General features: G+C 72.8%; 21 protein-coding genes. 15 read left to right on the top strand and 6 right to left on the bottom strand.

Features of this window, described 5'->3' with window-relative positions:
* The first annotated feature begins 68 nt into the window (after positions 1–68).
* Positions 69–896, top strand: coding sequence for a hypothetical protein (locus J3R08_RS03370; RefSeq protein WP_245254665.1), 828 nt, complete (start codon positions 69–71; stop codon positions 894–896).
* 60 nt (positions 897–956) lie between these two features.
* Here the strand turns inward: J3R08_RS03370 and rsmI are convergent, their stop codons facing one another.
* Positions 957–1,796, bottom strand: a complete 840-nt coding sequence (gene rsmI / locus J3R08_RS03365) for a 16S rRNA (cytidine(1402)-2'-O)-methyltransferase (protein WP_064447607.1) — start codon at positions 1,794–1,796, stop codon at positions 957–959.
* 92 nt (positions 1,797–1,888) lie between these two features.
* Here rsmI and J3R08_RS03360 point away from each other — a divergent pair, with 92 nt between their 5' ends.
* The 3 genes from J3R08_RS03360 (at position 1,889) to J3R08_RS03350 (ending at position 5,926) form a co-directional block, all read left to right on the top strand.
* Positions 1,889–3,568 (top strand): dolichyl-phosphate-mannose--protein mannosyltransferase, encoded by a 1,680-nt coding sequence (locus J3R08_RS03360; RefSeq protein ID WP_043326824.1) that lies wholly within the window; start codon positions 1,889–1,891, stop codon positions 3,566–3,568.
* Between the two features lie 286 nt (positions 3,569–3,854).
* Positions 3,855–5,150, top strand: a complete 1,296-nt coding sequence (locus J3R08_RS03355) for a VWA domain-containing protein (RefSeq protein WP_209959959.1) — start codon at positions 3,855–3,857, stop codon at positions 5,148–5,150.
* Between the two features lie 2 nt (positions 5,151–5,152).
* Entirely contained in the window at positions 5,153–5,926 is a 774-nt protein-coding gene (locus tag J3R08_RS03350; protein WP_113972071.1) for a peptidase, read from the top strand.
* Positions 5,927–5,977: 51 nt separating this feature from the next.
* Here the strand turns inward: J3R08_RS03350 and J3R08_RS03345 are convergent, their stop codons facing one another.
* Positions 5,978–6,247 (bottom strand): hypothetical protein, encoded by a 270-nt coding sequence (locus tag J3R08_RS03345; RefSeq protein WP_113972072.1) that lies wholly within the window; start codon positions 6,245–6,247, stop codon positions 5,978–5,980.
* 129 nt (positions 6,248–6,376) lie between these two features.
* Here J3R08_RS03345 and J3R08_RS03340 point away from each other — a divergent pair, with 129 nt between their 5' ends.
* The 4 genes from J3R08_RS03340 to J3R08_RS03325 all read left to right on the top strand — a co-directional run bounded on the left by J3R08_RS03340 (position 6,377) and on the right by J3R08_RS03325 (position 9,498).
* Entirely contained in the window at positions 6,377–7,033 is a 657-nt protein-coding gene (locus J3R08_RS03340) for a 4'-phosphopantetheinyl transferase (RefSeq protein ID WP_043326831.1), read from the top strand.
* Positions 7,034–7,108: 75 nt separating this feature from the next.
* The gene (locus tag J3R08_RS03335) at positions 7,109–8,341 is read left to right on the top strand and encodes a hypothetical protein (RefSeq protein ID WP_209959957.1); all 1,233 of its coding nucleotides are present in this window, start codon (positions 7,109–7,111) and stop codon (positions 8,339–8,341) included.
* A 128-nt stretch (positions 8,342–8,469) separates the two neighbouring features.
* Entirely contained in the window at positions 8,470–9,189 is a 720-nt protein-coding gene (locus J3R08_RS03330) for a hypothetical protein (RefSeq protein ID WP_069087194.1), read from the top strand.
* 117 nt (positions 9,190–9,306) lie between these two features.
* Positions 9,307–9,498, top strand: coding sequence for a hypothetical protein (locus tag J3R08_RS03325; protein WP_043326835.1), 192 nt, complete (start codon positions 9,307–9,309; stop codon positions 9,496–9,498).
* Positions 9,499–9,723: 225 nt separating this feature from the next.
* Here the strand turns inward: J3R08_RS03325 and J3R08_RS03320 are convergent, their stop codons facing one another.
* Complete coding sequence (locus J3R08_RS03320; protein ID WP_124778959.1) at positions 9,724–10,179, bottom strand: hypothetical protein; 456 nt, start codon at positions 10,177–10,179, stop codon at positions 9,724–9,726.
* Between the two features lie 103 nt (positions 10,180–10,282).
* Between J3R08_RS03320 and J3R08_RS03315 the strand changes: the two genes are divergently transcribed.
* Complete coding sequence (locus tag J3R08_RS03315; protein ID WP_069087196.1) at positions 10,283–10,747, top strand: hypothetical protein; 465 nt, start codon at positions 10,283–10,285, stop codon at positions 10,745–10,747.
* A gap of 6 nt (positions 10,748–10,753) precedes the next feature.
* On the opposite strand, the gene J3R08_RS03310 is transcribed toward J3R08_RS03315, so the two are convergent.
* Both J3R08_RS03310 and J3R08_RS03305 read right to left on the bottom strand, forming a co-directional pair.
* Positions 10,754–11,623: an alpha/beta fold hydrolase gene (locus J3R08_RS03310; RefSeq protein ID WP_209959956.1), complete on the bottom strand. Its 870-nt coding sequence runs from the start codon at positions 11,621–11,623 to the stop codon at positions 10,754–10,756.
* Between the two features lie 109 nt (positions 11,624–11,732).
* Positions 11,733–13,838: a cellulase family glycosylhydrolase gene (locus J3R08_RS03305; RefSeq protein ID WP_069087197.1), complete on the bottom strand. Its 2,106-nt coding sequence runs from the start codon at positions 13,836–13,838 to the stop codon at positions 11,733–11,735.
* 289 nt (positions 13,839–14,127) lie between these two features.
* Here J3R08_RS03305 and J3R08_RS03300 point away from each other — a divergent pair, with 289 nt between their 5' ends.
* A complete protein-coding gene (locus J3R08_RS03300; RefSeq protein WP_064447599.1) occupies positions 14,128–14,586 on the top strand; it encodes a lamin tail domain-containing protein in 459 nt (152 codons plus the stop codon).
* A gap of 55 nt (positions 14,587–14,641) precedes the next feature.
* On the opposite strand, the gene J3R08_RS03295 is transcribed toward J3R08_RS03300, so the two are convergent.
* Positions 14,642–15,649: a saccharopine dehydrogenase NADP-binding domain-containing protein gene (locus J3R08_RS03295; protein ID WP_069087198.1), complete on the bottom strand. Its 1,008-nt coding sequence runs from the start codon at positions 15,647–15,649 to the stop codon at positions 14,642–14,644.
* A 93-nt stretch (positions 15,650–15,742) separates the two neighbouring features.
* On the opposite strand from J3R08_RS03295, the gene J3R08_RS03290 reads away from it, so the two are divergent.
* The 5 genes from J3R08_RS03290 to J3R08_RS03270 all read left to right on the top strand — a co-directional run bounded on the left by J3R08_RS03290 (position 15,743) and on the right by J3R08_RS03270 (position 19,937).
* On the top strand, positions 15,743–16,681 hold the full coding sequence (locus J3R08_RS03290; RefSeq protein WP_069087199.1) for a helix-turn-helix domain-containing protein: 939 nt from the start codon (positions 15,743–15,745) through the stop codon (positions 16,679–16,681).
* 72 nt (positions 16,682–16,753) lie between these two features.
* Positions 16,754–18,187: a rifampin monooxygenase gene (rox, locus tag J3R08_RS03285; RefSeq protein ID WP_069087200.1), complete on the top strand. Its 1,434-nt coding sequence runs from the start codon at positions 16,754–16,756 to the stop codon at positions 18,185–18,187.
* A gap of 33 nt (positions 18,188–18,220) precedes the next feature.
* The gene (locus J3R08_RS03280; RefSeq protein ID WP_176722721.1) at positions 18,221–18,604 is read left to right on the top strand and encodes a hypothetical protein; all 384 of its coding nucleotides are present in this window, start codon (positions 18,221–18,223) and stop codon (positions 18,602–18,604) included.
* Positions 18,605–18,656: 52 nt separating this feature from the next.
* Complete coding sequence (locus tag J3R08_RS03275) at positions 18,657–19,457, top strand: methyltransferase domain-containing protein (RefSeq protein WP_209959954.1); 801 nt, start codon at positions 18,657–18,659, stop codon at positions 19,455–19,457.
* A 36-nt stretch (positions 19,458–19,493) separates the two neighbouring features.
* Positions 19,494–19,937 carry a DUF3592 domain-containing protein gene (locus J3R08_RS03270; RefSeq protein WP_140946572.1) on the top strand — a complete coding sequence of 148 codons (444 nt, stop codon included), beginning with the start codon at positions 19,494–19,496 and terminating at the stop codon, positions 19,935–19,937.
* The last annotated feature ends 15 nt before the right edge of the window (positions 19,938–19,952 follow it).

Here is a 19,952-nt window from a genome sequence, read left to right as displayed (position 1 = left end):
GCCGTACGTCCGATTTGTCGCCGACACGCGGCGTGAGCTTCACCGCAAGCCGGGCGTACCGGTGTGAAATGAACATCGTGACCAACAGACCAGCGGCGCCGGAGCCGTCGGCGGCCACCACCCGGCGGGCGCGACCCGCCCCGGCGGGCACGCCCGTCGCGCCGCAGCCCCGGCTCGACCCGGCGGACCCGCCGGTCGAGGTGGAGCCCACCACCGGCGCGCCGGTGGACGCGGTGCCGAGCCGGGTGCCGGTGCGGCAGCCCCGCTGGCAGCGCAAGGCCGCGCAGGCGGGCGGCTGGGCGCCGATCGAGGAGGTGCACTGGGACGGCACGCCGCTGCGCGACGAGCCGCACCCGCTCCCCGCCCGGCCGCCGGTCCGGCGGGCGCCGGCCCGCCTGGTCCTCCCGCCGACCCCGCCCGTCGGCCTCGCCGTGCTGCTGGCGTTGAGCCTGCTCGCCGCGTTCTTCGCCTGGGTGAGCGCGGGGCCGTTCTGGCTGGCCGCGGGGCATTCGACAGGCGGCACCGTGATGATCACCGAGTGCGCGGGCGGCGGGCTCACCCAGCGTTGCCGGGGGATCTTCCTGGCCGACGGCGACCGGTTCCAGGCCCACGGCGTACGGGTCAGTGGCGTACCGGCCGGGCGGACCGCCACCGGCACCCTGCTGCCGGCCCGGATGACCGGGCCGGACGGATCGACCGCCTACGCGGACACCGGCCCCGGACAGCACCTGCGCTGGCTGCTCGGGCTGGCGCTGGTGGCCGGGTGCGCCGCCGGGATCGCCAGGTGGACCGGCGCGACCCGGCTCGCGGACGAGCGGCAGCGGCGCTGGGCGGTCGGCCTGGCGCTGGCCGGGCCGGCGCTGATCACCGTCGGGTTCCTGGCTGCCGCCTGGTGAGGTGAGGTGTTAAAAGGGGGCCCTTCCTCTACCGCAGGCGTTAAGAAGGGGCCCTTCCTTTCAGCTGTGCACCACCGCGTACACCTCGCGCCGTCGCAGCCCGTACGCGGTGGCGACCTCGGTGATCGCGTCGCGCCGGGACAGCCCGGCCGCCTCGCGCTCGGCCACCGCGGCGCGCAGCGTGTCGTCGTCGGGCCGGACCGCGGGCGTGGCCGGCGCGCCCGCCACGACGAGCGTGATCTCACCCCGGGGATCGCCGTCGGCGGCCCACTCGGCCAGCTCGCCGAGCGGACGGCGGACCACCTCCTCGTACGTCTTGGTCAGCTCGCGGCAGAGCGCGGCGGGCCGGTCGGCGCCGAACGCCTCGGCCAGGTCGGCCAGCGCGCCGGCGATGCGGTGCGGCGCCTCGAAGAACACCAGCGTGCGGTCCTCGGCGGCGAGCGCCCGCAGGCGGGAGCGGCGGGCGCCGGGGGTACGGGGCAGGAAGCCCTCGAAGCAGAACCTGTCGCAGGGCAGCCCGGACAGCGCCAGCGCGGTGGTGACGGCGCTCGGCCCGGGCGCGGCGGTGACCGGCACGCCCGCGTCCAGGGCGGCCCGGACCAGCCGGTATCCGGGGTCGGAGACGCTCGGCATGCCTCCGTCGGTGACCAGCGCGACCGTGTAGCCGGCGACGAGCACCTCGGCCAGCTCCGGGGTGCGCCGCTCCTCGTTGCCCTCGAAGTAGGAGACGATCCGGCCGGGCACCGTCACGTCGAGGTCGCGGGCGAGCCGGGTGAGCCGCCGGGTGTCCTCGGCGGCGACCACGTCGGCGACGGCCAGCACCTCCCGGAACCGGGCGGACGCGTCGGCCGGGTTGCCCAGCGGCGCGCCGAGCAACACCAGCCGTCCGACCTCGGACATTTCCCCCACGGCGCGTGCTCCCTCATCGATGGTCGTACCAATTTCGGAGACGATGGACGCCACCGGGCACCCTCGCAGCCTACGATCGCCGGGTGACGAGTGCGTCGACAGCACAGAGCGCGAACCCGGACCCTTCCACCGCCGAGCGCGGCGACGGCAGCGGGGGCGGGCTGCCCGCCGCCGTGCGGCGCCGGCTCGCCACCGTCGACGACCGCATCGGTCGGGGGCAGGCGTGGCTGGCCACAGCCGTGGTGGTGGCGATCGCGGCGATCCTGCGCTTCGTGGGGCTCAGTTTCCCGCCCGGCAAGGTCTTCGACGAGACCTACTACGCCAAGGACGCGTACGGGCTGATCGACCGCGGCGTCGAGTGGAACTACAAGGACAACGGCCCCTCGTACGTGGTGCATCCACCGCTGGGCAAGTGGATGATCGGGATCGGCGAGTGGGCCTTCGGCTACCAGGACGCGGACAGCGGCGTCTCGGTGCCGGGCCACCTGATCACGACGTCGCCGGAGTTCGGCTGGCGGTTCGGCGCGGCGGTGGCCGGCACGCTGTCGGTGCTGCTGCTGGTCCGCATCGGCCGGCGGATGTTCCGGTCCACGGTGCTGGGCTGCGCGGCGGGCCTGCTGCTCGCGCTCGACGGGTTCCACCTGGTGCTGTCCCGCACGGCCATCCTCGACATCTTCCTGCTGCTGTTCGTGCTGGCCGCGTTCGGCGCGCTGGTGCTCGACCGGGACGCCCGGCGGCGGCGCTGGACGCGGGCCCTGGAGGCCGGGCTCGACCCGACCCGGCCGGGGCGGGCCGGGCGGCCTCCGTCCGGTTGGCGGAACTGGCCGTGGTGGCGGCTGGCGGCCGGGGTGCTGCTCGGCTGCGCCTGCTCGGTCAAGTGGAGCGCGATCTACTTCGTGCCGGCGTTCGCGCTGCTGGTGCTGTTCTGGGAGGTGGGGGTCCGCCGTTCGGCAGGGGTTCGCCGTCCGTGGCGTGACGCGGTGCTGGACGAGCTGCCCTGGCTGCTCGCGGCCGGCGTGCTGATGGTGGTCACCTACGTCGCGACCTGGTCGGGCTGGCTGCTCAGCGACGAGGGCTACTACCGCCTGGCCGAGCGCTACCCGAACAACCCGGAGCTGAGCGACACCCCGTTCATCGGGGCGCTGAACAACCTGTGGGAATACCACAAGGCCTCGTACGGCTTCCACACCCAGCTCGACGACCCGCACAAGTACCAGTCCTGGCCGTGGCAGTGGCTGCTACTCGGCCGCCCGGTGGCGTTCCACTGGTCCGGGGATGGCAGTTGTGGCGCGCCGAGCTGCGCGTCGGAGGTGCTGTTGCTGGGCACGCCGCTGCTGTGGTGGTCGTTCCTGCCGGCGATCGCCGCGACCGCCTGGCTCGGCCTGGCCCGGCGGGACTGGCGGGCGGGCGCGATCCTGCTCAGCATCGCCGCCGGCCTGCTGCCGTGGTTCTGGTTCGCGCTCGACGGCCGGACGATGTTCTCCTTCTACGCCGCGCCCGCGGTGCCGTTCCTGGTGCTGGCGGTGGTCTATGTGCTCGGCGCGATCACCACTCCGGCGCCGGTAACCGCGACGACCGCTACGGCCGCGCCGCCCGATCCGCAGCAGCTACGGGATCGGCGGATGGTGGGCGGGATCATCGCGGGCGCCTACGTGTTGCTGGTGGCGCTCTGTTTCGCGTACTTCTACCCGATCTTCGTGGGCCGGGTGCTGCCGTACGCGGAGTGGTCGGCGCGGATGTGGCTGGACGGCCGCTGGATCTAGAGGCGCGGGCGCCGGCACAAAGAAGCGCGCCCCGATCGCCTGCCACGGGGGAAGCGGGCGATTGGGGCGCGCAAGACAGAGCTTAACCACACTCCGGCACGGGCACAACGGGTGCGGGCCGGTCAGATTTGCGACGGGCACGCCACTGCCGAAAGGTTCACCTCCGGCATCTAACAGTGGGTCATCCTGCGGGAACATAACGGGTTCGATCTCCGGCGCCAGGCAGGAGCGGAGGGACGCCGGACCCGGATGATCTTCCAAAGTGGATCTCACTACACTTCGCCCGGTGATCAACAAGAGACGATCGATGATTGTCCTCTTCGGACTGCTGACGGCCGCCGCGCTGATCGGACCGAGCCCCGCCGGGGCCGACGACGAGACCTCCGAGCCCGTCGCCGAGCCACCCAAGGTGGAGCTGGTCCTCGACGTCAGTGGCTCGATGCGGGCCCGGGACATCGACGGGCGCAGCCGGATCTCCGTCGCGCAGCAGGCGTTCAACGAGGTGGTCGACGCCCTGCCGGACGAGACACAGCTCGGCATCCGGGTGCTCGGCGCCACCTACCAGGGCAAGGACAAGAAGCAGGGCTGCCTGGACACCCAGCAGATCGTGCCGGTCGGCCCGGTGGACCGTACCCAGGCCAAGGCCGCCGTCGCCGGGCTGCGACCGACCGGTTTCACACCGGTCGGGCTGGCGCTGCGCTCCGCCGCGCAGGACCTGGGCACCGGCAGCACCGCCCGCCGGATCGTGCTGATCACCGACGGTGAGGACACCTGCGCCCCGCCCGACCCGTGCGAGGTGGCGCGCGAGCTGGCCGCCCAGGGCACCCGGCTCGTCGTGGACACGCTCGGCCTCGCCCCGGACGAGAAGGTACGCAAGCAGTTGCTCTGCATCGCCGGCGCGACCGGCGGCACCTACACGGCGGCGCAGAGCGCCGACGAGCTGACCGGCCGGATCAAGCAGCTCGTCGACCGGGCCCGGGACACGTACACGGCCACCCCGGCGGTGGTCGGCGGCGGCGCGGCGTGCCAGGGCGCGCCGCTGCTCGCCCCCGGCGTCTACAGCGACCGGGAGGCGTTCTCCGAGCACCGCTGGTACCGGGTGCCGGTGCGGCCCGGCCAGGAGCTGCGCGCCTCGGTGAGCGTCGCGCTGGACCGGCCGGTCAACCCGGACTATGGCGTGCTGCTGCGCGCCACCGCGCCGGACGGGCGGGAACTGGTCCGCGGCGTCGACGCCGGAAGCGGGCGCACCGACGTGGTCTCCGCCGGACTGCGCTGGTCGGCCGCCGAGGAGGAGGACGACGACGGCCCGAGCCCGGAGCCGAGTCCCGGCGCGGAGCAGGCCGTGCGAACCGTCTGCCTGGTGGTCAGCAACTCCTTCGCGGCCAAGCCCGGCACGCAGACCCAGCCGGGTATGCCGGTGGAGCTCACGGTCGACGTGGTCGCCGCCTCCCCCGCCCCGGACGGGCCGGACCTCGGCCGCGGCTGGGTGCTGCTGCTCCTGCTCACGCTGGCCGGACTGCTCACCGGGCTGGCCGCCGGACTGCTCACCCGCTGGTGGGTGCACACGTGGAGGGTGAACTGAGCATGCGTACGCTGATCCGCGCCGCGGCGGCGACCACCGCCGTCGGTCTCGCGCTCACCCCGGCGGCGGCCCTGGCCGCGCCCAGTCCGTCACCGGGCGCGACCACAGTGACCAAGGCCGGCACCTCGTTCCTCACCGCCACCACCGTCACCGCCGGGCAGCCGGTGCAGGTGGGCGCGTCGACCGGCGACCACCTGTACTGGTCGTTCCGGGCCGACGCCGGGCAGGTGCACGAGATCACCGCCACCGTCAGGTTCCCGAAGCGACGCACCGGCGCGTCCACCTGGACCGTCGACGTCTTCGACGGGCTGCGCCGCCGGCAGGCGTGCACGGCCGGCGCGCAGACGCCGACAGCGGACGCGGCGGCCACGAGCGTGGCGCTCGGCTGCACGCTGCGTCGGGTACGGCCGTGGGCCGAGCCGTGGTCGGGCGACCCGCTGCCCGGCACCTACTACGTCCGGCTCTCCGTCACCGACCTGCCCGAGCCCGACCTCGGCCTGCCGGTCGAGGTGGAGATGCTCGTCGGCGCCACCGACGAGGGCGGCGCGTCCGGCGACGACGGCGAGCTGGCCGCGCCGCTGGTGCCGAACACCAGGGCCGGCACGGTGCTGGCCGCCGAGCCGACCCCCGAGCCGGTGGCCGAGGAGGAGACCGACCTGACCGGCTGGCTCCCCGACGCGGGCTCGCGCTGGGTGTGGACCGGCGTGGGCGGCGTGCTCGCCGCCGTGGCCGGCGTGGTGGGCTTCGCGCTCACCCGGCGGCCCCGCCGCGGCTGAAGGACCACTCCCGGTGGCCGTCGTGAACCCGACACGACGGCCACCGGGAGCTCAGATCGTCCTCGAGCCGCGCGGCACCCAGCCGATGAACCGGTCCTGGAGCGCGGTGACCGGCACGGAGCGCAGATCCTGCGTGGCCGCGGCCAGGCAGGAGCCGAGATAGACGCTCAACGACGCCCGATCCACGTGGTACTCGCTCAGCAGGTGGTGACGTTTCGTGGCGCAGGGCCATTCGTCACCGCACGAGCCGCAGGTCCAGTCGGGGGTCACCGGCACGTGCTCGCCGTCCCGCCTCCCCGGTGCCTCCGCGCCACGCGTCATCCGCCGCTCCTTCCCTGTTCGGAATCGTGGTCGTGATGGGCCGGTTGCCTCCCCGCAACACACCTTCAGCGCCACCGCACGCCCCAGCGTTACGGTACGTTCACCGCGTGCCTCCGTCATCCGTCGCACGTGCGTGATCTGCTGCCGGCCGTGGTCGCCGTGTCGGTGGCCGGCCCGGCCGACTGGTCCGGCGAGCTGCTCCCGGCCGAACGAGCCGCCCTGGGCGAGCGCGCGGTGCTGCACCGCCGCCGCGACTTCACCGCCGGCCGGGTCTGCGCCCGCCGGGCACTCGCCACGCTCGGCCTGACCGGCACGCCGGTGCCGGCCGGCGCGGACCGGGCCCCGGTCTGGCCGCCCGGCGTCGTCGGCGCGATCACCCACACCCGGGACTACTGCGCGGCCGCCGCCGCCCGCGCCGCCGACGTGCGCGCCGTCGGCATCGACGCCGAGCGGCACCGCCCGCTCTCCCCCGGGGTACGACGGAAGGTGTGCCGCCCCGACGAGGAGGCGGACCTGGCCCGGCTGCCGGCCGGGATGCCCTGGCCGACCGTGTTGTTCAGCGCCAAGGAGACCGTCTACAAGGTCTGGCACCCGCTCGTCGGGACCTGGCTGGGCTTCGCCGACGCGCGCGTCACGCTCGACCCGCAGGCGGGCACGTTCCACGCCGAGATCGAGCCGGCCCGGCTCGCCGCCGCTCCGGTGGCCGACCCGCCGTCGCGCGTGACCGGACGGTTCGCGGTGGACGACGATCTGGTCCGCACCGCCGCCGTCCTGCCACATCGATGACGCCCTGTCGGCCGGGTTGACCCCGGCTTGTACCGTCGTTCCGACTGAAATCCCGAAGGCGCCCCAAGGAGTACGGTGAGCCACCCTCAGCCTCCGTCCGGGTCACCGGACCCGAACCAGCAGCCGCCGGAACCGCCGACGCAGGCGTTCCCCACCGCGCCGATGCCGCCGAGCGACCCCTACGAGCCGCCGCCCGCCCCGGACGCGCCGACGGCCCCGATCTCGGGCGCGCCCTACCCACCGCCTCCGGGCACGCCGCAGCCGCCGGTGTCGGGGCCGCCGCAGCCGTCGGTGTCGGGAGCGCCGTATCCGCCGGCCTCCGGGGCGCCGTACCCGCCGCAGCCGGGGCCGGGTGAGCAGTACCCGCCGCCCGCTCCCACCCAGGCGTTCCCGCCGGCGCCGCCGACCTCGGGCGCGCCGTACCCGCCGCCCGGCAGTGAGTATCAGCCCCCGGGCGCGGCGTATCAGCCCCCGGGCGGTGAGTACCAGCAGCCGGGCGCGGCGTATCAGCAGCCGGGAGGCGAGTACCAGCAGCCGGGCACCGCGTACCCGCCCCCGGGCAGTGAGTACCAGCAGCCGGGCGCGGCGTATCAGCAGCCGGGGGGCTACCCGCCGCCGGGCGGTGGGCAGCCGTACCCGCCCACCGGCGCGCCGTATCAGCCGGGAGCGCCGTTCGGACCGCCGGCCAAGAAGTCGAACAAGAACGTCTGGATCACGATCGGCATCGTCGCGGCGCTCCTGCTGCTGCTCTGCTGCGGTGGCGGCATCTTCGCCGTCTACAGCGGCGTGAACAAGGCCCAGGAGGCGGTTGACTCGCTGCCCACGCCGGGCGTCACCTACGGCGTCCCGGACGAGCAGACCCCGACCGGCGGCCCCACCGGCACGCCGCAGCCGGGCACCACCGACGACAAGACCTTCAACATGCCGGCCGGCGACAAGCTGATCGTCAACGACACCGACGGCACCATCGAGATCACCGTCGGCAACTTCCGGACCCGGAACTCCGCCTGCAACGAGATCATGCCCGGCCCGAAGAAGGGCATGTTCCTGATCGCCGACGTGACCGCCGAGATCACCAAGGGCACCGGTTCGATCAACCCGTTCTACTTCTCCTGGGTGGCCGAGGACGGCACCGAGGAGAACGGCATCGGTGGCGCCTTCTCGGGGTGCGGCAAGCTGATGACCTCGGGCAACAACCTGCCCGCCGGCTCCAAGCGCAGCGGTCAGCTCATCTTCGACGTCAAGGACCAGAACGGCGTCGTCGAGTACAAGCACCGCTTCCGTACCGCCGGGTCCTGGAAGCCCTGACCCGCGCCTGACCCCGCACCGGGGCCGGTCCGTCTCGGACCGGCCCCGGTGCCCGTTCGGACAATGCCCGTCGGCCGTTCGGGCCTTTCCATGTGCGCGTGGGCGCTCCCGGTGGCCAGGCTCGGAGCATGGCGAACGAGACGACCATCCCGCTGCTGCCCTGCCGCTCACTTGACGACGTGGCGCCCTTCTACCAGGCGCTCGGCTTCGAGGTGACGCACCGGCAGGAGCGCCCCAACCCGTACCTGGCCCTGCGCCGGGAGGACCTCAACCTGCACTTCTTCGGGATGGCCGGGTTCGACCCCGCCGACTCGTACGGCTCCTGCCTGGTGGTGGTCGACGACCTGACCGTCCTGCACCGCGCCTTCGCCGACGGCATGCGCGCCACGTACGGCAAGGTGCTGGTCGCCGGCGTACCCCGGATGACCCGGCCCCGGCCCCGCCGCAACCAGGACGGGCATTCCGGGTTCAGCATCGTCGATCCGGGCGGCAACTGGATCCGGTTCGTGGCCCGGGCCTCGACGCCCGACGCCGACGACGACCGGGGCGGGCTCGCCCGTACGCTCGGCAACGCCGTGGTGCAGGGCGACTCGCGCGGTAATCCCGCTCAGGCCGCGCGCATCCTCGACGGCGCGCTGGCCCGGCCCGACGCGGCCGACGACCCCGCCGTCCTGGTGGAGGCGCTGGTCTACCGGGCCGAGATGGCGCTGCAACTCGGGGAGCCGGAGGCCGCCCGGGAACGGGTACGGCAGGCCCGGTCGGTCCCACTGGACGACGAGTCGCGCGTCCGGCTGGCCGACACGCTGCGGCACGCCGAGGAGCTGCTCACGGCCCTGCCGACCGCATGACCGGCCGGCCGGATGCGGGCTGACGCCGATCCGGTGGCGGCGGTTTGCCGTGCGGGTCAGCGGGGACGCGACGTGGCAGGCGGCGAGGGCCGCCACGCGACGATCCGGGGAGGCGGCATGAGCGTCGAACGGGCGAACAACGACCTGGAGAACCTGGCCGGTCCGGCCCGGGCCCGTCTGGGTGACCTTAACCAGGACGAACACGCCGAGGCCGACCGGGTGCGGGAACTGGACGAGATCCGCGGCAAGCGCCCCGGCGAGCACATCCAGGAGGACGCCCGCGACGCCGACGACAACTTCACCGCCTAGCCAGATCTTGGAAGCAAACGGCTGCCATAGGGGCCGAAATCTTCCAAGATCTCTCGGCGTCCGGTCATCCACGATGATCGGCTTGTGTGTCTCGACGGATCGGCGGCACGGGTCGCCGAGCGTCGATGCGAAACGCGCCAGTTGACCAATCGCAATCATTGATGACGCAAGCAGACTGAGTTGCGTGACCAAGCCATCACCGCAGAGATCATGGCCGATACCGAATCAGTCCTGGTGGCGCCGGCTTTCCGGCGGCACGAAAGCCGTGCTCGTGTCCGGCGGCGTGCTGGTGCTGTGCTGCTGCGGCGGCGGGATCGCCGCCGTCGGCGGCGCGACGGACGAGAAGCCCGCGTCGATCAGCGCCGCCTCGACCGCGACCGCGCGCAGCGCCGATCCGCCCCCTGCCGCCCACTCGTCCGGCTCGCCCTCGAACGTCGCCGCACCGACCGACTCGCCGTCCGCTCCGCCGACGACGCGGGCCGCCGAGCCGTCGCCGCAGACCGCGACCGCGCGTCCGGCGCCCCGGCCGAAGCCGAAGCGGACCACGCCCAAGCCGACACCGAAGCGGACCACGAGCGCGCCCCGGACCACCAGGCCGTCCACCGGCACCGTCCAGGGCGCCGTCCACCCTGGCGCTTTCTGCTCGCCGGTCGGCGCGACCGGCCGTACCGTCAAGGGCACGCTGATGCGGTGCACGCGCAAGGCCGGCGAGGACCGGGCCCGGTGGCGCGCCGCGTGATCCGCGTCGGCGGGCGGTGTCGGGGGTGGTTCCTATCCTGGGGCGATGGTTCTCACTGACGTCACCGGGTCCTGGGCCGGCACCAGCGGTTTCCGTCTGATGCCCGCCGATCCGCTCGCCGAGTCGCCGGCCACCGCCATTGTCGCGACCGCCGCCGGTGGCCACCTGACCACCGTGTCGTACTCGTGGGGCCATCCGGGCGACGGGCCGCAGGACGGTCTGCTGGTGATCGCCGCCGGCGAGCAGCCGGGCTCGCTCGTCGCCTGGTGGGGCGACTCGTGGCACCAGCAGCCGACGCCGATGACGCTGACCGGCACGGCAGGCGGCGCGGCGGCGGTCGAGCTGAGCGCCGGGTACGGCGACGGATGGCAGTGGCGGATCACGGTGGACACCGCCGACCCGGCCACCCTGCGGCTGCGGATGGAGAACGTGGTGCCGGCCGACCAGGCGGGGGCCGACATGCCGGCCGGCCCCTACCCGGTCATGGTCACCGACGTGCGCCGCGCCTGAGTCCGGTCAGGCGGCGCCGTCGAGGATCTCCCGCAGCCGGCGCGCGAACGCCTCCGGCTGCCCGGCGTGGCCCATCTCCTCACCCAGGAATCCGCCGTGGTGGCTGGGAAAGACCGCGGCCTTGCCGCCGAGCAGCTCGGCCGCGGCCACCGACGTGCGTCCGGTGAAGGTGTCCGCCGACTCCTCGCCCACCGCGACGACGACCCGGGTACGCGCTGCGCGCAGCGCGTCCACGTCCGGCCGGAAGCGGGTGACCGCCGCGGCGCGGTCGGAGAGCAGCGGGTCGTCCCGGCTGCCGTCGTCCTCGGTCGGCATGCCGAACGCGGCGGGGTCGGGCAGCGGCTGGGCGAAGTACTCGTCGGTGAACTCGCCCCGCCACGACGTCATGGCGATGAACGCCGCCATACCCGCGCCCCAGCCGCTCTTCTGGTACGCCTCCTGGCAGGCAGCCATGGCCCGCCGGGCGGCCTCGGCGTCGGGAAGCACCTGCACCAGCGGCGGCTCGTGCGCCACGAGCGTGGCCACCGCGTCCGGGTACGCGGCCACCAGGGCGAGCGCGGTCACCGCGCCGCCGCTGCTGGCGAACATGTCCACCGGTCCCGTGCCGAGGGCGTCGATGATGTCGCGTACGTCCCGGGCCTGGACCTCGGGCACGTCGTCGCCGCGGCCGTCCTTGCGGACGCTGCGCCCGAGCCCGCGCGGGTCGTACGTGACGACGGTCCGGTCCGGGAAGTACGAGGCCAGCGTGGCGAAGCCGTCGGCGCACATGGGCTGGCCGATCATGAACAACGGACGGTGTCCGGCGTCGGCGGCGGTCGGGGTGCGAATGTCGTAGACGAGGTCGACCTCGGGCGTCTGCAGAGTAAGCGTGTTCATGCCTCTGTCGACCGTCGCCGGCCCGGGAACTCATCGGTCCGGCGGGGAACTCCGCCGGACCGGCTCGCGGCGGTGTCGACGCCCACCGCCGCGAGCCGTGCCGTCGCCGTCAGCTCACCGTGCCGGTGACGGTGCTGCCGGACTTCGTCACGTAGTAGGTCAGCTTCGTGCCGCTCCAGAAGTGGAACGTCAGGGTGACCCGCTGACCGTCGTTGACCTCGGCGAAGAACTCCGGCTTCAGCGCGATCGTGTTGCCGGTGTAGTTCGGCGCGAACGTCACGTCGAACTCCTTGTACGAGGTCCAGTTGTGCGGGCCGGCGTTGCTGCCGTCCGCGTACTTGGCCTCCATGGTGGCGAGCTGGTCGCCGCGGAACTGCGCCGGGAGCGTGAACGCGGCGGTGGTGCCGGTCGCGTTGGAGAGCACCGGCGGGTCGTACGTGATGATGCTGATCCGCCACGGCACGCCCGCGGAGAAGCGTGCCTGGAGGTTGGCGTTCACGCCGTACGCGCGGGAGCCGACCAGCCGGGTGAGCGCCGACGCGGTGAGCGTCAGCGTGCTGCCGGAGACCGTGTAGTCGGTGCCGTTGACCAGGTCGGTGGTGCCCTGGCGCAGCCCCTGGAACGTGGTGCCGTTCAGGTTGAGCGTCAGGCTCTTGGCGGTGATCGTGCCGGTGCGCGGCACGTACACCTGGTCGCTGGACGCGGTGCCGGAGCGGGTGGTCCAGCTCGACTTGATCTGCGCGAACAGCTCGGGATCCTTCCACACGAACGACGTGCGGTCGAAGTGCTGGCCGTTGTCCCAGAGCTGGGTGGTCAGCTTGCGGCTGCGCGCGTAGTGGCCGAGGAACTCGAAGAACTTCAGCTTCTCGCCCTGCTCGATGGTGCCGGTGTGCCGGTCGAAGCCGAGCAGGCCGTACTCGCCGATGATCACCGGGATGTTGCGGGTGACGAAGGCGTTGTAGACGCGGTCGAACTGGTCGGTCAGGTCCTGCTGGACCGTCGCGTCGAACTTGGTTCCGCCGGCGACGTTCACGCTGAACGGCCAGTACCCGTAGAAGTGCACGGTGGCGATCAGGTTCGGGTCGTTGAGCGTGTTGAACGTGCTGACCAGCTCGTCCACCCGGGCCTGCTCGGCGGAGGTGTGCAGGGTCGGCAGGACGAGCAACCGGGTGGCGTTGTTTCCGCCGGACTGGCGGACGATGCGGTGGAACGACGTGTTCAGCTCGTTGAGCAGCGTGGCGTTCTGCGCGTCGCCGGAGCTGCCGGTGAACTGCGGCTCGTTGACGCTCTCGAAGGTCAGCTTCGGCGAGGAGTCCTTGAACGCGGCGGCGATCTGGGTCCAGAGCGCGTTGTAGCGGTTCAGCACGCCTGTGCGGTCGGTGGGCATCGTGTTGATCCACTGCCACGAGTCGTGGTGGATGTTGAGCACCACGTAGAAGCCGTCGGCGAGCGCCCAGCCGACCACCTCGCGTACGCGGTTGAGCCAGGCGGAGTCGATCGTGTAGTTCGGCGCGGCGCCGTGGTGGTTGCTCCAGGTCACCGGGATGCGGATGCTGTTGAAGCCCTGCGCCCGGACGTTGTCCAGCAGCGCCTCGGTGACCCGCGGGTTGCCCCAGGCGGTCTCGTCCGCGCCGACCGCGTCGAAGGAGTTGCCGAGGTTCCAGCCGGGTTGCATGGCGGCGACGGCGGCCATCGCGTTGCCCGCCGGCGGCGGGGTCGTGGGCGGCGGGGTGGTCGGGGGCGGCGTGGTCGGCGGGGGCGTGGTGGTCGGCGGCGGGGTGGTTCCGCCGACGCCGCCGGTGCAGGCCACGCCGTTGAGCGTGAACGCGGTGGGCGCGGTGTTCGCGCCGGTCCAGGAGCCGTTGAAGCCGAACGAGACGGTGCCGTTCGTGGCGATCGCGCCGTTGTAACCGACGTTCGTGGCGGTGACGTCGGCGCCGGAGGAGGTGACCGTGGCGCTCCACGCCTGGGTGACCCGCTGGCCGGACGGGAACGTCCAGCGCAGGGTCCAGCCGTTTACCGGGTCACCCAGGTTCGTCACGTCGACGTTCGCGGTGAAGCCGCCGGGCCACTGGCTGGCGGTGGTGTAGGTGACGCGGCAGCCGGCCGCCGCCTGGGCGTTCGTCGCCAGCAGTGCGGTGCCGACCACGAGTGTGGCGGCGGTCGCCGCGACCAGGCCGACCCGCAATCGGGCGGTACGGAAAGAGCGGAACATGGTGGTTCCTTCGTGGTGGGGTGGGCGCGTGGACGGGGAGGGCGGGGCGCGCACCCGCCCAGCGCGAGAATAAGTTTGGATTCCAAACATTGTCAATCGGCACATGTGGATGCGTAACCGTTCCGGCGTCCCGGCCTCACCCCACCGACCGGGCCGGTTCGACGACCGGCCACACCGGACCCGCCAGCCGGTCCGAAACCCGCCGGACACGCCTCGTGGGAACAATTTCGGCCGGGAATCCTCGCTACGCTCTCGCCCGCCAACACCGCTCTGACCTCAAGGGGACATCGTGCGCAGAAGGCTTCTCGGCATCGCGTCGGCGATCACCATCGCCCTCGCCGGCACGTTCGCCGCCGCCGCTCCGGCCCAGGCCGCCACGCCGCCTTTCATGATCACCAAGGTGTACTACGACTCCCCCGGCAAGGACACCCGCTCCAACGCGAGCCTGAACGCCGAGTACGTCCAGCTGACCAACAAGCGCAAGACGGTCCAGAACCTCAAGGGCTACTACGTGCGCGACAAGGCCGGCCACGTCTACTCGTTCACCGGCGACTTCAAGGTGGCCGCCGGGAACAGCATCGTCATCCACACCGGCAAGGGCACCAACAAGGGCACCCACCGCTACTGGGGCAGCGCCGCGTACGTCTGGAACAACGACGGCGACACCGCCTACCTGCGCAACCCCTCCGGCAGCCTGGTCGACAGCTGCAGCTGGGGCAAGGGCGGCCGCGGCTACACCAGCTGCTGACCACGCCGCGAAACGGCCGGCCCACCCGATCCGGGGGGCCGGCCGTCTCCGTCCGTCACGCCGCGAGCGACCGCACGGTGAGGTGGTCCGACAGCGCGCGCAGGAAGTCCGGCGCGTCGAAGATCCGGCCGGCCGAGGCGACACCCTTGGCCCGGGTACGCCCGGTGAGCAAACGGTGCACCGCCTCGACCGCGAGCGGCGCGCTGATCGCGTAGATGTCCCGCCCGTGCGCGACCACCCGCCGCCGGACGTCACCGGCACGCACGACCACGTCGACGGTGAACGTCTGCGCGGACCGGCCCCGCTCGTCCACAGCGGCCGGAGCGTCCCCCGCCGCCAGGTCGCGGGCCGCGTCGGCGGTCATGTACGTGCACACCTCCGGGATGTCCAGGTGACTCGGCACGGTCACCACGTCGGCCATGGTGAACTCGCCGAGCACCGGCCGCACGCCCAGCGGCGCCGGGAACTCCCAGTCCAGCCGGGGCAGGTCGCCGTCGGCGTACACCAGTCGCCCGCCGGTGAAGCGGACCCGGCGGCCGTCGCGGCGCTCGCGCGACACGACGCCGGAGGCGACCGTCCCGGCCGTCGGGTGCCAGCTGCTCAGCCCGTACGCGACGTGCGCCTCGTCGGCCGCCGTCCAGTCCCCCATCGCGGCGGTGACCAGCAGGTCACCGAGTCCGCCGAAGAACGCCATGGCGGGCACCACCGCGACGCCGGCCGCCTCGGCACGCTCGGCGTGGTGCGCGAACGTGTCCCGGTTCGCCTCGATCTCGGCCGCCACGTCGACGTAGGGAATCCCGGCGCGCAGCGCGGCCTCGATCAGCGGGCCCGCGGTCGAGGCGAACGGCCCGGCGCAGTTGACCACCGCCGCCGCCCCGGCCAGCGCCCGGTCCAGCGAGCCCGGATCGTCCACCGCCGCCACCCGGCGCTCCCCCGCCGGGAACGCGGCCGCCAGCTTCCCGGCGTCGCGCCCGAGCGGCAGCGGCTCGTACCCCCGCTCGCGCAGCTCCGCCACCACGAACCGCCCGGTGTGCCCGTACGCCCCGAACACCGCCACCCGCATGACGCCCCCTCAGAAGATCGACTGGAATGATCCTCGCCGGGCGCCGAGCACCGAGCCAGTGTCGCAAACGCCAATGCCCGTACAGTTTCGGACATGGCCACCATCGCGCTCGCCGCCACCGACGGGATGCTGCACTTCGAACTGGCCGCGGCCTGCGAGATCTTCGTCCGCGACCCGACCGGGCTGGCCGACCCCTGGTACGACCTGGTGGTCTGCGGCCCCGGCCCGGTCGGCGTCGGCCGGTTCGCCATCACGCCCGACCACGGACTGGACCACCTGGCCCGCGCCGACACGGTGATCGTCCCGGCGATCGAGGACACCGACGCCGACCCGCCGTCCGATCTGGTCGAGGCGGTCCGCGCCGCCCACGCGGCAGGCGCCCGGATGGTCTCGTTCTGCACCGGCGCGTTCGTGTTCGCCGCCGCCGGCATCCTCGACGGGCTGCGCGCCACCACCCACTGGGCGCACACCGAGGCGCTCGCCGCCCGCTACCCCCGCGTGCACGTCGACCCGGACGTGCTCTACGTGGACAACGGCACCGTGCTCGCCTCAGCCGGCAAGGCCGCCGCCATCGACCTCTGCCTGCACCTGATCCGCCGCGACCACGGCTCCACAGTCGCCAACGCGGTCGCCCGCCGCCTGGTCGTGCCGCCGCACCGCGCCGGCGGCCAGGCCCAGTTCGTCACCACCCCGGTCCCGGCCCGCGAGGACCACCCGCTCGCCGCGCTGCTGCCGTGGGCGATGGCGCGGCTGGACCGCCCGCTCACCGTCGCCGACCTGGCCCGCCAGGTGAACATGAGCACCCGCAACCTGGTCCGGCACTTCACCGCCGCGACCGGCGCCACACCGTCGCAGTGGCTGGCCACGCAGCGCATCCGGCGGGCGCAGGAACTGCTGGAGAACACCGACGACAGCATCGACGCCGTCGCGGAGGCGTCAGGCATGGGTACGGCGACGACGCTGCGCCGGCACTTCCACCGCACAGTTGGCGTGCCGCCGGACACCTACCGCCGGACGTTCCGCCGAGGCTGACCGGCACAGCGGCTATGGTCGGTTCGTGCCGCCCGAGGGGACGGTCGCCTGACAATCGGCACGGGGGAAGCTGTGTTCGACGTGATCGTGGTCGGCGGCGGGCCGACCGGCATGATGCTGGCGAGCGAGTTGCGCCTCCAGGGCGTCGGCGTGCTCGTGCTGGAGCGGGACCCCGAACCGCCGCCGTACGTGCGCTCGCTCGGGCTGCACGTCCGCAGCATCGAGGTGATGGACCAGCGGGGGCTGCTGGAGCGGTTCCTCGACAACGGCGGCAAGCACCCGATCCGGGGGTTCTTCGCCGGCATCGACAAGCCCGCCCCCGCCGATCTGGACACCGCCCACCCGTACGTGCTCGGCATCCCGCAGACGCTCACCGACCGGCTGCTCGCCGACCACGCGGCCGAGGTCGGGGCCGAAATCCGGCGCGGCAGTGCGGTTACCGGGCTGGAGCAGGACGACGACGGCGTGACGGTCCACCTCGACTCCGCGAGCGCGCCGCCGCTGCGGGCGCGGTTCGTCGTCGGCTGCGACGGTGGGCGCAGCACCGTCCGGAAGCTGCTCGGCGTCGGATTCCCCGGCGAGCCGTCGACAGTCGACACGCTGCTGGGCGAGATGGAGGTGACCGCCTCCCCGGACGAGATCACCACGATCATGACCGAGGTACGCCGCACCGAGAAGCGGTTCGGGCTCGGCCCGTCCGGCAGGCCCGGCGTGTTCCGGGTGGTCGTGCCGGCGGCCGACGTGACCTCGGCACCGCCGACGCTGGAGGACTTCAAACGGCAACTGACCGCGTACGCGGGCACCGACTTCGGCGTGCACTCGCCCCGCTGGCTGTCCCGCTTCGGCGACGCGACCCGCCTGGCCGAGCACTACCGGGTCGGGCGGGTGTTCCTGGCCGGCGACGCCGCGCACGTCCACCCGCCGCTGGGCGGGCAGGGGCTCAACCTCGGCATCCAGGACGCGTTCAACCTGGGCTGGAAGCTGGCGGCGGAGGTGAACGCGTGGGCGCCGGACGATCTGCTCGACACCTACGAGTCCGAGCGGCGCCCGGTGGCCGCCGACGTGCTGACGAACACACGCGCGCAGATGCTGCTGACCGGCAACGAGCCCGGACCGCAGGCGGTACGGCAGGTGCTGACGCAGCTCATGGACTTCGACGAGGTGAACCGCTTCCTGATCGAGAAGGTCACGGCGATCAGCGTCAGGTACGACGTCGGCGAGGGTCATCCCCTCCTCGGGCGGCGGCTGCGCGACGTACCGCTGCCGCAGGGTCGCCTGTACGAGCTGATGCGTACCGGCGGCGGGTTGTTGCTGGACGGGACCGGGAAGCTGTCGGTGGACGGCTGGGCCGACCGGGTCGGGCTCGTCGCCGGCACCGGCGACGAGCTGGACGTGCCCGCGGCGCTGTTGCGGCCGGACGGTCACGTGGTGTGGGTGGGTGACGACCAGCGGACGTTGAAGGGCGCGCTGACCAGGTGGTTCGGCGGCGGGACAGTTCGCGGGTAGCGACGGCGCACGGACTCGACAATGATCAGCTTCATGTCCGACGACAACCTGGCCGACACCTGGCGTCGCATCATCCTGGGAAGCGGCAAGTCCTGGGTCGTGTTCGCGCACGGCACGTGCGTCGTCCTGCCGGACCCCGCGCCGGGCGTCGACCTCGCCGCACAGGCCGTCGAGATCCTGCGCGAGTACGGCCCCGTCCACGTCGGCTCGCCCTCCGCGGACTTCGGTACCGTCACGCTCGACCCCGGCCCCGGCTGGGCGGTCTACGGCCATCACAACGACGTGTTGACCTACGTCGGCCCGGACGAGGTCTCGGACGACAGCGACCTTGCTGTCGGTCTGTACGGGCGCAGCAAGCGAGATCGAGACGGCCATGAGCTGACCGTCGTCCACGTCGAGGACAAGCGGCCCCGCTGACGCGCGTCGGCGCTGCGGGTTCAACTGACAGCGGCGCAATAGGCTCCAGTCCGTGCACGGATTCACCGATGTCGACCGGCAGCCGGACCCGAAATCGTGGGTGGGCGTGCTCGACCGCCTGAGCGGCGAGCCCTTCTACCAGGCATACCAGCAGCGGGTACGCGAGTTGCTCCGCCCGTCGTCCGGCCGGCGCTACCTCGACGTCGGTGCGGGCACCGGGGCGAGCGCGGTCCGCCTGAGGGACGATCACGACGTCACCGTGCTGACGGTGGATCGTTCCCTGACCATGGCCGTCGCCATGCGAGCCCGTGGCCTGACCCGGTGCGCCGTCGCCGACGCCCACCGGCTGCCGTTCCTCGACGACTCGATCGACGGTGCCTGGGCCGACCGCACCGTGCAGCACCTCGCCGATCCCCGCGCCGCGATCAGGGAGCTCGCCAGGGTCGTCCGCCCGGGTGGCCGGATCGTTCTCGCGGATCCCGACTACGACACGCAGGTGCTCGACATCGCCGACCAGGATCTGGCCCGGCGCGTGCTGAGGTTCCGGGCTGACTGCCTGCTCCGCAACGGCACCCTGGCTCACCAGCACGCCGGCATTCTCGCCACGCTCGGCCTGGCCGAGGTCACCGTCGAGCCCCGCACGCTGCTGGTTCGGGACCCGAACGCCGCCGACAACGTTCTCGGCCTGCGCAGCTGGGCCGGTACGGCGGCTCAGCGCGGCGTACTCGACCCCGCCGAAGCTCGCGCGTTCGAGGAGCAGTTCGACGAGGCGGTCGAGGCAGGCCGGTTCACGTACGCGGTCACGTTCTTCCTCACCGCGGCCACCGTCTACTTCCACGAGCCGTCGCCGTAGCGCATCCCCGTTGACGTCGGTGCTTAGCATCGCGACGTGGACGAAAGTTGGGAACAACTTCACCCGCGACAACGCAAGCTGATTGGCGCGTTGATCATCCTCACCGCTTCTTCCGCCTTCATGTGCTGCGCCGCCTTCTATAACGGCACGACCGCGATTGGCCTCGCGAACCGCGGCCTCACCACAGACGCCACAGTCGTCGACGTCGACCGTCATGGACGCGCCAGCAAGGTCACCGTGGAGTTCACACCTCGTAGCGGCGAACCCCTGAGCGCGGAGTGCACGAGCTGCAGCCCCGAGCTCGACGAGGGCGATCGAGTACGCATCCGATACAACCCCGACGACCTCGCGCCGGGGGTGGAGGACGCCGAGAACCACGGCGCGCAGCGCGTCGCGGTATTCAACCTCGTGGCCGCCACCGCCCTGCTGTCGGGCGCTGGGTTTGCCGGGTGGCGCCTTCACCGAGACCGCCCAGTCTGATTCCGGGCACCGCCG

Origin of the sequence: Micromonospora sp. HB375 (assembly GCF_017872985.1) — a bacterium.
Taxonomy (GTDB): domain Bacteria; phylum Actinomycetota; class Actinomycetes; order Mycobacteriales; family Micromonosporaceae; genus Micromonospora; species Micromonospora chalcea.
This window is presented reverse-complemented; position numbering and strand designations above follow the sequence as displayed.

Bases quoted from the DNA above. Each gene is read 5' to 3' on its own strand.
- J3R08_RS03305 (WP_069087197.1), bottom strand. From the start codon at position 13,838: ATGTTCCGCTCTTTCCGTACCGCCCGATTGCGGGTCGGCCTGGTCGCG.
- J3R08_RS03370 (WP_245254665.1), top strand. From the start codon at position 69: ATGAACATCGTGACCAACAGACCAGCGGCGCCGGAGCCGTCGGCGGCC.
- J3R08_RS03310 (WP_209959956.1), bottom strand. From the start codon at position 11,623: ATGAACACGCTTACTCTGCAGACGCCCGAGGTCGACCTCGTCTACGAC.
- J3R08_RS03295 (WP_069087198.1), bottom strand. From the start codon at position 15,649: ATGCGGGTGGCGGTGTTCGGGGCGTACGGGCACACCGGGCGGTTCGTG.
- J3R08_RS03280 (WP_176722721.1), top strand. From the start codon at position 18,221: ATGTCCGACGACAACCTGGCCGACACCTGGCGTCGCATCATCCTGGGA.
- J3R08_RS03330 (WP_069087194.1), top strand. From the start codon at position 8,470: ATGGCGAACGAGACGACCATCCCGCTGCTGCCCTGCCGCTCACTTGAC.
- rsmI (WP_064447607.1), bottom strand. From the start codon at position 1,796: ATGTCCGAGGTCGGACGGCTGGTGTTGCTCGGCGCGCCGCTGGGCAAC.
- J3R08_RS03315 (WP_069087196.1), top strand. From the start codon at position 10,283: ATGGTTCTCACTGACGTCACCGGGTCCTGGGCCGGCACCAGCGGTTTC.
- J3R08_RS03290 (WP_069087199.1), top strand. From the start codon at position 15,743: ATGGCCACCATCGCGCTCGCCGCCACCGACGGGATGCTGCACTTCGAA.
- J3R08_RS03345 (WP_113972072.1), bottom strand. From the start codon at position 6,247: ATGACGCGTGGCGCGGAGGCACCGGGGAGGCGGGACGGCGAGCACGTG.
- J3R08_RS03325 (WP_043326835.1), top strand. From the start codon at position 9,307: ATGAGCGTCGAACGGGCGAACAACGACCTGGAGAACCTGGCCGGTCCG.
- J3R08_RS03350 (WP_113972071.1), top strand. From the start codon at position 5,153: ATGCGTACGCTGATCCGCGCCGCGGCGGCGACCACCGCCGTCGGTCTC.